The sequence below is a fragment of the Cohnella sp. genome, assembly GCF_041641335.1.
GTDB lineage: Bacteria > Bacillota > Bacilli > Paenibacillales > Paenibacillaceae > Cohnella.
In genome coordinates this window covers 84124-97420 of sequence record NZ_JBEPYQ010000012.1, presented here as the reverse complement: position 1 = coordinate 97420, position 13297 = coordinate 84124, and the positions used below count along the sequence as shown (strand labels likewise).

11 protein-coding genes are annotated in these 13297 nt (G+C 58.0%); 10 read left to right on the top strand and 1 reads right to left on the bottom strand.

Going from position 1 to position 13297, the window contains the following annotated elements; genetic code table 11:
• Nucleotides 1–163: 163 nt before the first annotated feature.
• A complete protein-coding gene (locus ACESLM_RS05930) occupies nucleotides 164–1207 on the top strand; it encodes an ABC transporter substrate-binding protein (protein ID WP_372630602.1) in 1044 nt (347 codons plus the stop codon).
• A gap of 120 nt (nucleotides 1208–1327) precedes the next feature.
• A complete protein-coding gene (locus ACESLM_RS05925; protein ID WP_372630600.1) occupies nucleotides 1328–2974 on the top strand; it encodes a helix-turn-helix domain-containing protein in 1647 nt (548 codons plus the stop codon).
• Here the strand turns inward: ACESLM_RS05925 and ACESLM_RS05920 are convergent.
• Nucleotides 2971–4542 carry a histidine kinase N-terminal 7TM domain-containing diguanylate cyclase gene (locus ACESLM_RS05920; RefSeq protein WP_372630598.1) on the bottom strand — a complete coding sequence of 524 codons (1572 nt, stop codon included), beginning with the start codon at nucleotides 4540–4542 and terminating at the stop codon, nucleotides 2971–2973. The genes ACESLM_RS05925 and ACESLM_RS05920 overlap by 4 nt on opposite strands.
• Before the next feature lie 255 nt (nucleotides 4543–4797).
• On the opposite strand from ACESLM_RS05920, the gene ACESLM_RS05915 reads away from it, so the two are divergent.
• The 8 genes from ACESLM_RS05915 to ACESLM_RS05880 all read left to right on the top strand — a co-directional run bounded on the left by ACESLM_RS05915 (nucleotide 4798) and on the right by ACESLM_RS05880 (nucleotide 13261).
• A complete protein-coding gene (locus ACESLM_RS05915) occupies nucleotides 4798–5700 on the top strand; it encodes an aldo/keto reductase (protein WP_372630596.1) in 903 nt (300 codons plus the stop codon).
• A gap of 131 nt (nucleotides 5701–5831) precedes the next feature.
• Nucleotides 5832–6563: a polysaccharide deacetylase family protein gene (locus ACESLM_RS05910; protein WP_372630594.1), complete on the top strand. Its 732-nt coding sequence runs from the start codon at nucleotides 5832–5834 to the stop codon at nucleotides 6561–6563.
• Between the two features lie 78 nt (nucleotides 6564–6641).
• A complete protein-coding gene (locus ACESLM_RS05905) occupies nucleotides 6642–7700 on the top strand; it encodes an NAD(P)/FAD-dependent oxidoreductase (protein ID WP_372630593.1) in 1059 nt (352 codons plus the stop codon).
• 106 nt (nucleotides 7701–7806) lie between these two features.
• Complete coding sequence (locus ACESLM_RS05900; RefSeq protein WP_372630591.1) at nucleotides 7807–9579, top strand: glycerophosphoryl diester phosphodiesterase membrane domain-containing protein; 1773 nt, start codon at nucleotides 7807–7809, stop codon at nucleotides 9577–9579.
• 88 nt (nucleotides 9580–9667) lie between these two features.
• Entirely contained in the window at nucleotides 9668–10300 is a 633-nt protein-coding gene (locus tag ACESLM_RS05895) for a 2OG-Fe(II) oxygenase (RefSeq protein WP_372630589.1), read from the top strand.
• Between the two features lie 70 nt (nucleotides 10301–10370).
• Nucleotides 10371–11003 carry a DUF975 family protein gene (locus tag ACESLM_RS05890; RefSeq protein WP_372630587.1) on the top strand — a complete coding sequence of 211 codons (633 nt, stop codon included), beginning with the start codon at nucleotides 10371–10373 and terminating at the stop codon, nucleotides 11001–11003.
• Between the two features lie 257 nt (nucleotides 11004–11260).
• Nucleotides 11261–12097, top strand: coding sequence for a helix-turn-helix transcriptional regulator (locus ACESLM_RS05885; RefSeq protein ID WP_372630585.1), 837 nt, complete (start codon nucleotides 11261–11263; stop codon nucleotides 12095–12097).
• Between the two features lie 108 nt (nucleotides 12098–12205).
• Nucleotides 12206–13261: an ABC transporter substrate-binding protein gene (locus ACESLM_RS05880; protein ID WP_372630583.1), complete on the top strand. Its 1056-nt coding sequence runs from the start codon at nucleotides 12206–12208 to the stop codon at nucleotides 13259–13261.
• Nucleotides 13262–13297: the final 36 nt, after the last annotated feature.

Below are 13297 nucleotides of genomic sequence, written 5' to 3'. Positions count from 1 at the left end.
CGCAGCAGCTTGGTTGGCGTAGGAGACAGCCCCGCTTTTTGCATGATTTCCGCGCTTCGGCGAGATGTCGGCCTGTTTTTGCTCCGAATTCTCCATTGTTGACCTCTGACGGTCTCCTTATAATATGGTGAGAATGATTATCACTAGACAAGGAGTCTGAACTATGCAAGCCATTCGCAAGCCGACAGCCATTGCCTCTCTGCTGCTTCTCGTTGCCGCAGTGCTGCTCAGCGCATGCGGGAACGGGAATTCTGCCGGAACCGGCGCTTCTGCCAGTCCTGCCAATTCTCCGTCCGCCTCACCGTCCTCGACGCCGTCTGCATCAACGTCCCCATCGCCTTCGGCAGAAGGCGAAGCGACGCGAATCGTCAGCACGGTCAACGGCGACGTCGAAATTCCTGCGCATCCGAAGCGCATTGTCGCCCTGTACTATCACCACATCCTGTTCGCGCTGGGCGAGAAACCGGTCGGAGCCAATCTGACCTGGTGGGGCGGCAGCCCGTTCCTTGCGGAGCAGGAAGCGGGTCTCGTCGACATCGGCGGTCCGCCGTCATTGGAAGCGGTAGCCGCGCTGGAGCCGGATTTAATTATCATGAACAGCAATAACGCCGAGGACTACGAACAGTTCGCCAAGATCGCGCCTTCGGTGCTGATCCCGTACGACGGCAACCGCACCGTCTATCAAGATACCGTAGAAGTCGCCAAGCTTCTGGGCAAGCCGGACGAGGCAACCCGGCTTCTGGAGGAGTTCGAGAAGAAAGCGGAAGCCGCGCGCGCTAAGCTGGAAGGCGTATGGACGAGCGACGCCAAGGCGGCCATTATTCGCATCGACGGCAACGGAGGACAGTTCACCGTGTTCGGCGACAACTACGGCCGAGGAGGATGGCCGATCTACAGAGGATTGAAGCTGCAATATCCGGCCAAAATCAAGGAGGATGTCATCGACAGCGGCAAACAAATCGTTAAAGAGGTGCCGCTGGAGAAGCTTCCGGAATACGCGGAGGACGCCGACTATCTGTTCGTTTCCACCGAAGGAGCCGCGCTCGATGTCGTCAAGGACAGCGCCGTATGGAAAGGGCTCAAGGCCGTGAAGGAAAATCGCGTCATCGAGCTGGAAGCCAAGCAGTATTACTATTTCGACCCGATCTCCATTTCCGCCCAGATGGATCTGATCGCGGATTTGCTGCCGGGCAATTCTCCCCAATAGTCTCAACCTATCGGCCGCCGGTACTCCGGCGGCTTTGTTGCGCGTATCTCGGGGGTTCGCTAGAATAGAGACATACGACTGATTGATAATCATTATCAACTATAAAAGGGGAGCGCCCGAATGAGCCGTTTGTCTCTACCCTTCCTGACCTCGTTGTTCACTCTATCCGACATCGTCGAAATTCGTTGCCAGGCTGCCGCCAAGGCGAGCAGGCTGCACGCGCCGGACCCTGTATTCGTCGCGGTTACGCAAGGAGCCGGCAGCGCCGTCATCGACGGCAGAAGACGCCGCTTGGTCAAGGGGAGCTGCTTCCTTCTGCCTCCCGATACGTTGTTCGACGTGTCGGCGGACGATGGTCCGGAGCTGAAGCTGATGTGGCTGATCTTCCGGGCCGTTCCGGTCGAGAGGAGTCCATTGGGCGAAGAGAACGATGCGAACGAAGCGAACCAAGACGTTCTTCGCATCATTCCGTACGAGGAACTCGACGCGCAGTCCTTCGGGCGCATCGCGGGGCGGTTGGACGAGCTATATCGTCACAGGGGAGCGACGGAGGAGCTTGCGCATTTCAGGCAGCATATCCGCTTTCAGGAGCTGTTGTACGAGCTGTGCCGGGGCGGCGAGTCGTCCGGCGCCCAGCTCCAATCCCGGGAAGCGGTTAGGCGATCGATCGACGGCTTGCATCGGTTGGACGTCTCCGACATAAGCATGGAAGCTCTGGCGAAGCAGGCCAATATAGGAACCCGGCAATACTCGCATCTGTTCAAGCAGCTGACCGGCAAAAGCCCGGTAGATTATATCACGGAATTGAAGCTCAACCATGCCAAGAAGCAGCTTCTCACCTCCAACGACAGCCTGCAGCAGATCGCCCAGAGCGCCGGCTTCAAGGACGTTTACTATTTCAGCAGGAGATTCAAGCAGATGGTCGGGCAATCTCCCAAGCAATACGTTCGCCACGCTCGCAAAGGGCTGCGGATCGTGGCGCTCTATTACGCCAACGTTCTGCTCTCGGCAGGAGTGAAGCCCGTAGCCGCCAACTTGACCTGGTGGGGAGGCAGCGCGTTCCTGAAGGACATGGAGAAGGGGATCGTCGACATCGGCTGCGAGCCGTCCGTTGAAGCCGTAACGAAGCTGGAGCCCGACCTTATTCTCATGAACGACGCCAATCTGTCGGCCTACCCGGCCATGTCCAAAATCGCGCCGACCCTACTGCTGCCATACGAGGGCAACAGAAGCATCTTCGACGACGTCCGGCTGATCGGCCAGCTGATCAATCGTCCGCGGGCTGCGGACGAATTGGAGTTGCGATTCGAGCGCAGGGCCGCGGAAGTCCGGGAGCGGTTGGCGGGAGTCTTAAGCCGGTCGTCTACGGCCGCCATCGTCAGATTCGACAGCCAGGGCCGGCAGTTTTCGGTGTTCGGGGACAATTACGGGCGAGGGGGCTGGCCGATCTACCGGGGGTTGCGCCTGGGCGTTCCGGAGCCCGTGCAGCGGCAGGCGATCGACAGCGGACGGCAGATCGTGCAAGGCCTGCCGCTCGAGCAGCTGCCGGTTTACGCCGCCGGCGCGGATTATCTGTTCGTCTCCGACGAAGGCGAAGGCATCCGGTACGTGCAGGACCATCCGATCTGGAGAAGCTTGCCCGCCGTGGAGCACGGCCGTGCTCACGTGCTGAGCAGAGCGGACTTCTCCTATTTCGATCCGATCTCGATCGAAGGCCAGTTGGAGCTGCTGGCGCAGCTGTTGACGGAACGTCAGCCCGCCTCCTAGACGCGCGAAGCCGAAGCTCCGCGATACGCGCTGACGCGGTTGCGGCCGTTCCGCTTGGAGGCGTACAACGCTTCATCCGCTTGCTGCAGCAGAACGTCAAGCGTCGCGCCGCCGCCGTCTTCGGTCTGGGCGACGCCGAAGCTGGAGGTGACGGCGATCTCGCCCCGGGGAGTCGACAGCGCTTCGGTTTCCAATCCTCTTCTTAGCCGCTCCGCGATCTCGCAGCCTTCCTCCAGAGTCGCGTCCGGCAGCGCCAGGACGAACTCTTCGCCGCCGTAACGCGCGAACAGCATGTCCGGGGAGACGAGTCCGCCGCATATGGCGACGACGTGCACGAGGAGCTTGTCCCCCGTCTCGTGTCCGTAATGATCGTTCACGCGCTTGAAGTAATCGATATCGAACAGAACGACGGTGAACGGCCGTCCGCCCGTCAGGCAATCCTCGAGCTGTCGGCGGCTGCGGCTGATGAACTGGGAGCGGTTAAGAATTTGCGTCAACCCGTCATAGTAAGCCTGGTGCTCCAGCTCGCGCTGGAGCCGCTTCAGTTCGGTGACGTGGATGAACATGAGCAGGCCGCCTGCCGCATCCCCGTTACGGTGCAGAAGAGGAGAATAGCGGACCTGGTACGTCTGCTCCGCTCCGTCCGTCGTCCACGCCAGCTCTTCCGCCCCTTCGTCCGGCCGATGGGCGAACGGATACGGAGATCCGGTCAGCTCGATCCAGACTTCGTTTAGCGTTTTCCCGATCATGGCCGTGCTGAGGGAAGGAATCATCCGCGCGACGGCAGCGTTGTAGTCGCTCAGACGATCCGCCGCATCCAGGACGATAACGCCTTCCCTCATGCTGTCGAAGATCGTCTCCTTGGCGATGGGGATGACGGTCAGCATTTTCGCGGACAGAATGGCCCAGATATACAGCGCCGAAGTCACGCACATGACCATCGGAACCGGGTCGATGCCCGCCGGGGTCAGCCCGACGAGATACAGGAACGCGGTGATCATGGGGAGAAACTGCCCGCAGATCAGCGTCGCCAGCTGCAGGCGATAGGACTTCCGCGTCTGTCTCCATCGGCCGAGCAGGAGAACGGTGGCGACCATCAGGCAGCTGGACGTAAAAATCCCGTGGACGATATACCATTCGCCGATCTCGATTTCCAGATAGGGAAGAGGCATTCCTTCTTTCATCCGAAACACTTTATAGAACAGATGGTGGTAGTCGTTGGTGGCGACCATCAGCAGCGTGACGGAAGGGACGACGAGCATGGCCGCGGCCTGCCGGCGGGTAACCTTCCAGCCGAGATACTGGAGAATGATCATGAGACCGAGCGGCGCGGAGAACGGCATGCCGATATATTCGACGACCGTCCATAACTTGACTTTCCACAGCGTATCACTGGCCAGACAGAAGGCGTAAGCGAAGCTGTAGACGGACAGGGCGGCCGTGTACCAAATGAAAGTGCGGGAGCCGGGAATTTCCTGTTTTCTGAACAGGACGTAGAGGCAGAGGAACACGTTGAAAATGCCCGACACGCTCACCAAGGTAATGTACATTGTCAGCTGCGAATCCATTCCTTCGTTCGACTCCATTCGCGGGGATCTATGCTGCTATCGTAACACATCGATCCGGGGACCGGTCTGAAAAAAGGACGATAGCCGGGACGGAAGTCGTTTATAATGAGGTCAAGAGACCGATCGCCGCCGAGGGACGGCCCGTGCAGCTTGAATACGGGTACCCACTTACGAATCATAAGGGGCCCGGGATTTCCAAGGAGGAGATGCTGCGGCTGGCGGGAGATTGGCTGGAGAAGAAGGGATGAACGCGCGATGAAAATGAACCGTCTGGGCGTATCCGACTTGCTCGTCGGCGAGATCGGACTGGGATGCATGTCTTTGGGAACGGAGGAGGGGATGGCGATCGGTCTGATTCACGAAGCGCTGGACCTTGGCGTCAATTTTCTGGACACGGCCGATCTGTACGACCATGGCCGCAACGAGGAATTAGTCGGCAAAGCGATTCGCGGCAGAAGAGACCGGGTCGTGCTGGCGACGAAGGTCGGCAACCGGCGCATTCCGGGACAGGAAGGCTGGACGTGGGACCCTTCCCCGGAATACATTCTGTCCTCGGTCAAGGAAAGCTTGAGGAGGCTGGGCACGGACTATATCGATCTGTACCAGCTTCATGGCGGAACCCTTGAGGACCCGATTGACGATACGATAGAAGCTTTTGAACAGTTGAAAAGGGAAGGAACGATCCGGGAGTACGGCATCTCCTCGATCCGTCCCAACGTCATCCGCGAGTACGCCGCGCGTTCCTCCATCGTCAGCGTAATGAACTCGTACAGCATTGTCGACCGGCGGGCGGAGGAGACGGTGCTTCCGCTTCTCCACGAGAAGGGGATCGGCGTCATCGCCAGAGGCCCGCTGGCCAAAGGGGCGCTGGCAGCCAACCGGGAACCTTCGGGCGGCGTGTCGGACTACGAATTGGAAGAGCTCGAGGCTCTTCGGGAGAGGCTGCGGGATCTGGAGGCGCCGGGGCGCAGCCTCACCCAATTGGCGATCCGGTATTCGCTCGCCCATCCTGCGGTGGCCGTAGCGATTCCCGGAGCAAGCTCGCGTGAGCAGCTGCTGCAGAACGTCGCCGCGACGCATGCGCCTGAGCTGTCGCCCGAAGAGCTCGCGGCCGTTCGCTCGTTCAGCAAGCCGAACGTCTACGCCTCGCACCGCTAAAAAAACGTTGCATTGTGTAAGAAATTGATCATCTGTTATCTCGTTTCGCTCCTCCTTGGCCGCTAGAATGGAACATACAGCATACGAACGCCGTAGATGCTGACTAGTACGGAGGAGTGAGCTACAGAAACATGAATACCGGGAAAAAGGTTCTTTATTGCGTCATTGCCGCCATTGTGATCCTGCTGGCGACGGCTTGTTCGATAGAGAAACCGCAAGCAGTCGAGCCTGTCTACAAGATCCATGCAGCTACCCAAACGATCGTCCCCGTCAACCCGGGGCAGAATAGCGACAAAGTGGTGTTGCTCACCTTCGACGACGGTCCGAATGAAGGGTTGAACGAGCAGATTCTAGCCACGCTGGATAAACATAAGGCCAAGGCGATCTTTTTCATGAACGGGCCTCAAATCGAGAGAGGCAAGAATTTGGTAAAGCTTGTTCACAACCGCGGGCACATGATCGGCAACCATTCCTGGGACCACATCGATCTCAGCGCGGAAAGCAAGGAACAGGTAGAGAAGCAGCTCGGAGACGTCCAGAAGGCCGTCAAGGATATTACCGGAACGGCGCCTGTATTTTTTCGTCCGCCTTTCCTGGCTTTTAACGACGTGACCGTCGAAGCTGCCAAGGCTTCCGGTCTGACGGTCATAACGTTGTCGATCGACTCCCGGGACTGGGCCATGACGGCGGACAGCAACGATCCGAAGGCGCTGGCGCAACGCATCGTCGACCAAATGCATCCGGGCGCCAACATCTTGATGCATGAGCTTCCCTGGACGGCCGAAGCGCTGGACGGCCTGCTGTCCAAGCTGACGGAGCTGGAATACGAGTTCGTCGATCCGCATACGATCGGGCCTCTATAATAATGATTTTCATTCTCAATACGTTTGTGATACAATGAGTCCGAAGTCATTAGTTCGGATTAGAGGATGAGGGAGAGGATGCGAGTGTGCGCCAAGGACATATACGACGTGACGATAATCGGAGGGGGTCCCGCGGGACTTTTCTCCGCTTTTTATAGCGGATTGCGAGAGTTGAAGACGAAGATTATCGAATTTCAGACTTTCTTGGGGGGCAAAGTCAACGTCTATCCGGAGAAGCTGATCTGGGATGTCGGCGGCGTCACTCCGATTACCGGCGAGAAGCTGATCGAGCAGCTGATCGCGCAAGGGCGGACGTTCGATCCGGAGATCGTGCTGGGAGAGAAGGTCGCCTCCATCTCCAAAGACGAGGACGGCATCTTCGTCCTTCAGACCTCTTCGGGAGCGGAGCATTATTCCAAGACGGTCATACTGGCCGTTGGCGGCGGCATATTGAAGCCGACCAAGCTGAATCTCGAAGGCGCCGAACGGTACGAGGTTACCAATTTGCACTATACGGTCAAATCGCTGTCGCGCTTCAAAGACAAAACCGTGCTCATCTCGGGCGGCGGCAACTCGGCGATCGACTGGGCCAACGAGCTCGAGCCGATCGCGAAGCAAGTGTATTTGACCTATCGCAACGAAACGCTCAAAGGGCACGAGGCCGAAGTGTCTAAGCTGCTCTCGAGCTCGGTCGTCTGCCTGCTCAACACCGAGATCGAGAAGCTGGTCGCCGCACCTGGACAGGAAGCGATCGAGCGGGTGGTGCTGCGCAACAAGGACGACGGAGCGCAAGTCGAGATGTCGGTGGACGAGGTCATCATCAACCATGGGTACGAGAGAGATAAGGATTTGCTCTCGAACAGCCAGGTCAACATCGAGATGCAGAACGAATGGGCGATCGCGGGAACTCCGATGAGCGAGACGTCGGTCCCCGGGCTGTACGCCGCGGGCGACATTCTCGGGCATGAGGGCAAGCTGCACCTGATCGCGGGAGCGTTCCAGGATGCGGCCAACGCCGTGAACAAAGCGAAGCAGTACATTATTCCGGAGGCGGAAGCCTGGGGGATGGTCTCTTCGCACAACGAGATTTTCATGGAACGCAACCGGGAGCTGAAGAAGCAGCTGTTCGCGAATTAACGAGGCGTCGTCGAAGAAATAGGCCGATTCCCTGTCTTTCGGCAGGGGGCCGGTCTGTTTTATAATTAAGTATCGACACCTTGAAATTGAATTAGGATGATTCGCCATGCTTAAATTGATCGGCAGAAGCGTACGCGAGTTTCGCGCGTTTTCCGCCAAGCTGCTAATATTTGAAATGTTCTACATGCTCGTGACGAGCGCCGTCGTTATACCGATGATTACGTATGTGTTCAACCGGATTCTTAGAGTCGTCGGCTCCGGCTCTCTGCTCAATGCGGAAGTCTACCGGATCGGAGTGAGCTACGAGGGCGTGGGCGGCTTGTTCCTCATCGGGCTCTTCGCCTCCTACGCGCTGCTGATCGAATTGTTCGTGCTCATCGTTCTCGTCCAACAACGCTATTTCGGCAAAGAGATCGCGATCGCCGACGCGCTGACGATTGCGCTGCGCAAGACGCCCAGGCTGCTCGGCTTCGGCGCGTTCCAGCTCATGATGCTGCTCCTTCTCTTGATCCCGTTCGTCGATTCGCCTCTCTCGGCCTCTTTTTACGCGTTGTTCAACGTGCCGATCTTTCTGAACCACTATGTGCTGGACGCTTCCTACACGATGGCCGCTGCCTACGCTGTGCTCCTGGCGGCCGCGCTCTACACTTTGCTTCGCTGGATTTTCGTGCTTCACTTTATCGTGATAGAAGATTTGAAGCTCGGGCAGGCCATACGCAGAAGCCACGCGCTGACGCAGGGACGGTGGCTGCAGCTGTTCGGCTCCCTGCTCCTGTTTAACGCCGCCGTCCTGGTCGCTACTTCGGCTGCGGTATCCGCCGTCGGATCCATTCCCTCTTGGCTGAATATGGACGTTCTGGCGCTTGTCTCTCAGCATCACTCCTTGACGCTTTCCACGATTCTGACCTACCTGTTGGCGCTTCTGCTTCTGCCGATCAACATCTTCCTGCTGACGCGGCTCTATTACGGGTTGGGCCGGCTTCAAGGCATCAAAGCCAAAGATCGGCTGAACGTTCGCCCCGGCGAGCTGGGCCGGCTCGAAAACCGCATCGTCGAATGGTGGAAAGGGCTTCGCCGCAAACGAACCGTTTTCGCGGCGGTCGCCGTCTCCTATATCGCTCTGTCGGTCTTTATCGGCTTGCGGGCGAACGACAGCCTTGTATACGCGAAGTGGAGCGTGCAGATCGCGGCGCACCGCGGCGATGCGTCGAGCGCTCCCGAGAACTCGCTGCCCGCCGTCACGGCCGCCATCGACAAAGGCATTCAATTGGCGGAGATCGATATCCAACTGACCAGGGACGGAGTGGCCGTGCTGAATCACGATTACGATCTTCGGCGTGTCGCCGGGGAGAAACTGCGCGTCGCCGATCTGACCTATGCAGAACTGCTCCGGCTGTCCATCGGCGAAGACGACAACGGGGCCCCGGTTCGCATCCCGACACTGGCCGACGTGCTGACGGAGGCGCAGGGCCGCATCAAGCTGCTGCTGGATCTGAAGCCGTACGGAGAGAGCGAAGCGCTGGCGAGGGAGGTCGTCCGGTTGGTCAAGGAGGCCGGGAGCGAGCAAGAGGTGCGCATTCAGTCGTTCGACGGCATAACGCTCGGGAAGGTGCGCGAGCTCGCGCCCGAGATCAAGATCGGGAGAATCCTGTTCTTCGCGCTAGGCGACTTGTCGGCGCAGGACGTCGATTTCTTTACCGTCGAGCAGGTCATGCTGACCCCGTCGCTCGTGAAGCGGGCTCATGCCGACGGACGCGAGGTGTGGGTATGGACGGTTAATTCCAGGCGAGATATGAAGGAGGTGCTTAAGTTCGAGATCGACGGCATGATCACGGACTACCCCGAAGTGGCGCTGTCCACGGTCGAGGTGAATCTATAGCCGTTTGCCAGCCTTGTTTTTACAACTTCTGATATCGACATCACGCCCATTCGAATGGTTCCTCATTTCCGTCTAGGAGGATAAAGCGATGACCGTTAAAGAGCAGACGATTGTAAATCCGCATGGCAACCTACTCAGAACGTCGGATAGAGAGATTCCGATCGTTGGCAAGATGGAAGAACCTCTTATTTTAATCCTGGAGAAGGTACTGACCGGAGCCGAGTGCGACGCGCTGGTCGACTTGGCGAAGGACCGGATGCAGCGTGCCAGAGTCGGCCGATCTCGCTCCGTGAGCGACATAAGAACGAGCAGCGGCATGTTCTTCGAAGAGGGCGAGAACGAACTTATCCATCGAATCGAATCCAGGGTCTCCGAGCTGATGAACGTCCCGATCGCGCATGCCGAGCCGCTGCAGGTTCTGCATTACAGAGCGGGGGAGCAGTATCAGCCTCATTACGACTACTTCACGTCCGGGGGCGCCAACAACCGGATCAGCACGCTCGTGATGTATTTGAACGACGTGGAAGAAGGCGGCGAGACGATCTTCCCTTCGCTGAATTTGACGGTCGTCCCGCGCAAGGGGAACGCCGTCTACTTCGAATATTTCTATAACGATCCCCTCTTGAACGAGCTCACCCTGCATGCGGGAGGTCCCGTCGTTTCCGGGGAGAAGTGGGCCGCCACCCAGTGGATGAGAAGGCAGAGGCATCGTTTTTTTTAGATTGCCAGGATAGGGAAAATAGAATAGAATGTAAACGCATCCATAAATGACTGAAGGTGGAATGAGAGTCGTGCCGACCAGTGCAGAATTTCGCGCTAGAGCAAGAGAGAGCTTGTCCGGCAATTGGACGAGCGCAGTGCTTCACTATTTATTGTATAGCTTCGTCTTGTGGGCTTTGGGAGCGATCGGGATCATTCCGCTTCTGGGTTGGATTCCCGCCTTCCTATGCGCCGGGGCGATGACTTACGGATTAACGGCTTTCTTCCTTGATTTGTCCCGCCGTCAATCTCCTGCGACCGAGACGCTCTTCAGCGGATTTCCGAGATTCGGGGAAACTTTCGTTCTGTATCTGCTGATGCTGATTTTCGTATTCCTGTGGAGCTTGCTGCTGGTTATTCCGGGAATCATCGCGGGATTCCGGTACTCGCAGGCTTACTACATCCTGAAGGACAATCCGGGAATCGGGGCGTTGGAGGCGATTCGCCGGAGCAAGGAAATGATGGTCGGTAACAAGGGGCGATTGTTTTTCTTGATGCTCAGCTTTATCGGCTGGGCGCTGCTCGTTCCGTTCACGCTGGGCATCGGAGCCCTCTGGCTAGTGCCGTACATGTATACCGCGATGGCGCACTTTCATAACGATCTGCTGATGCGCACCGCGTCCGTTCCCCCGCCGCCGCCTCCGCAGCCTTATTATCAGGGCTGATTTCAGACTCGCCCGGGGAGAAGCATTTGGCCGACGACCAAATGCTTCTTTTTTCTTAGCGGTTGCCCCCTTTGCATATATGTACATAAGCCCATCGCACATCGTCCCGCCGCGAGGCGATCATATGACCTATTTTAGAACGGCCCCGGCTTACGTGGCGTGCAAGCTGAAAGCCTCCAGGGACTAGGTAGGCGGCTGGCGGGGACTGGTCTATAATAGGGAGAAAAGGAATCGGCGAGGTCGGGGGGAGGATCGGCATGGACTGTTCGTACGAGGAGCTGGCGCGGGATTTCGCGAGAATTCCGCTGGGCATATACGGAGTCTTCCGAACGGAGCTGCGGGCCGATCAGGTCTACAGCGGACATGTCGCGAGACCGACGACCAAGTGCGCCGTCGTCATCGCGCTGCGAGGGAGCGCCGAGTTCGTATTCGGCGGTTCGGACCGTTACCGGCTTGAGCCGGGAAGAGTGCTGTTGGGCGGTTTGGGACAGAAGCTGGAAATCTACCCGGGAGCGGAGGGCTTCGAGTACGGATTGGTTCACTATTTGCCGGAGCCCTCCGATCGGGTGGATGCCCGCGGCTTGATCGAGGTGTCGATGCTGCACGTCCCTCCCGATCCGGAGCTGCTGCGCGTGCTGGACCGTCTGCTCGAAGCTGCCGCTTCCCCCGACAGCATGGGGTTGCTGGAGAAAAAGGCGCTGTTCTATCGGTTGGTCAACCATATTCTCCTGTCGGAGAGGGTCAGCCAGAACAAGGAGAGCTATCCTCTGATAGACGGGGCGATTCAGTATATTCGGGAGCATCACGCGGAGCCGCTTACGCTGGACATGCTGGCGGAGCGCTATCAGATCAAGGCGAAGTATTTCTCCTCCCTGTTCCGCAAATACGCCGGAATCGGCCCGATCGACTACTTGATCCAGTACCGGATGAACCGGGCGAACGAGATGCTTCTCACGGGACAGTTCCCGGTAGGAGTCGTGGCGAAGAGCGTAGGGTATGCGGACGCCTATTATTTCAGCAGGCTGTTCAAGAAGCACAAGGGCGTGCCGCCGGGCAAAGTCGGCATGCGCCGGGAGCGAAATCATCCATTATAAGTTCGGGAAACTCTCCATTTTCAACATAGATACAAGGTGATATGGTTATATTCGATAATGAGAATCGTTATCACATATAACCCGCGTGATTCAGAAAGGATGCTTGACATGGTTAACCGTAGATTTCCCGTGACATTATCGCTGCTCATGCTTGTCCTTGCGCTTCTTCTCGGCGCCTGCTCGAATTCCGGCTCTCCGAGCGGACAAGAGTCTTCTTCTTCTTCTCCCGCACAGACCGAGAGCGCATCTAGCCCTAGTTCCAGTCCTAGTCCAAGCTCGAGCGAAGAAGCTTCGCCCGCAGCCGCTTTTCCCCGTACGATCCATGCGGCCAACGGAGACGTTACGATCGAGAAGCAGCCACAGAAAGTGGCGGTCGTTCATTGGGGCTACACCGATTCGATTCTGCTGTTCGACTTGAAGTCGGTCGCGCTCGCGCTTCCGTTCACCGAGAAGCAGTCCGTCCTGCATACGGATACGTACAAACCGTACACCGAACGATTCGAGGAGCTGGCGATCGTCGGGGAGAATACGACGGTTAACCTGGAGGCGCTGCTGGCCTATGCTCCCGACGTTATTATCGCGGGCAACGCCATCAACAAGGACATCGTCGATTCCCTGACGAAAATCGCCACGACCGTCGTGCTCGACGAGCAGAAAACGGACGTGTGGGGAGACTGGCCTTCCGTCGTGACCGAGTTCGGCAGCATTCTCGGCCAAGAGGAAGTCGCAGCGAGCTACATCGCCGATTTCCGGGCGAAGGTGCAATCCGCGAAGGAGAAGCTGGCGAGCGTCGAGGGATCGGTTGCGTTCGTGCAGATCAGACCCAAGGAAGCCTGGCTGCAAGGAACGAATTACTTGCCGACGTATTACGAAGGGCTTGGGCTGAAGGCGCCGGAGTCGAGCGAGATGGAGGAAGGCGCGCAGCTGTCCTTGGAAGGCTTGAGTCAGCTCGATCCCGACCATCTGTTCCTGGGCCAGTTCAACGTGTCCGATCCGTCGCTTCCGGCTTTGTCTGACGAGTGGTCGAAGAGCGGCGTCTGGAACACGCTGAAGGCCGTTCAGAACGGCCATGTCTATGACATCGACGGACAGCTTGCCCTGGGCTACGGCCCGCTCGGCAATACGTACGGCGTGCAGGCCGTTCTGGATGCGTTAAGCCAATAATATCGCAAAAATCCGATCGGCTCCGGCGCGACTCCT

Coding starts and splice junctions, on each gene's coding strand:
- ACESLM_RS05895 (WP_372630589.1), top strand. CDS start 9,668: ATGACCGTTAAAGAGCAGACGATTGTAAATCCGCATGGCAACCTACTC.
- ACESLM_RS05925 (WP_372630600.1), top strand. CDS start 1,328: ATGAGCCGTTTGTCTCTACCCTTCCTGACCTCGTTGTTCACTCTATCC.
- ACESLM_RS05885 (WP_372630585.1), top strand. CDS start 11,261: ATGGACTGTTCGTACGAGGAGCTGGCGCGGGATTTCGCGAGAATTCCG.
- ACESLM_RS05930 (WP_372630602.1), top strand. CDS start 164: ATGCAAGCCATTCGCAAGCCGACAGCCATTGCCTCTCTGCTGCTTCTC.
- ACESLM_RS05920 (WP_372630598.1), bottom strand. CDS start 4,542: ATGGATTCGCAGCTGACAATGTACATTACCTTGGTGAGCGTGTCGGGC.
- ACESLM_RS05910 (WP_372630594.1), top strand. CDS start 5,832: ATGAATACCGGGAAAAAGGTTCTTTATTGCGTCATTGCCGCCATTGTG.
- ACESLM_RS05905 (WP_372630593.1), top strand. CDS start 6,642: ATGCGAGTGTGCGCCAAGGACATATACGACGTGACGATAATCGGAGGG.
- ACESLM_RS05915 (WP_372630596.1), top strand. CDS start 4,798: ATGAAAATGAACCGTCTGGGCGTATCCGACTTGCTCGTCGGCGAGATC.
- ACESLM_RS05880 (WP_372630583.1), top strand. CDS start 12,206: ATGGTTAACCGTAGATTTCCCGTGACATTATCGCTGCTCATGCTTGTC.
- ACESLM_RS05900 (WP_372630591.1), top strand. CDS start 7,807: ATGCTTAAATTGATCGGCAGAAGCGTACGCGAGTTTCGCGCGTTTTCC.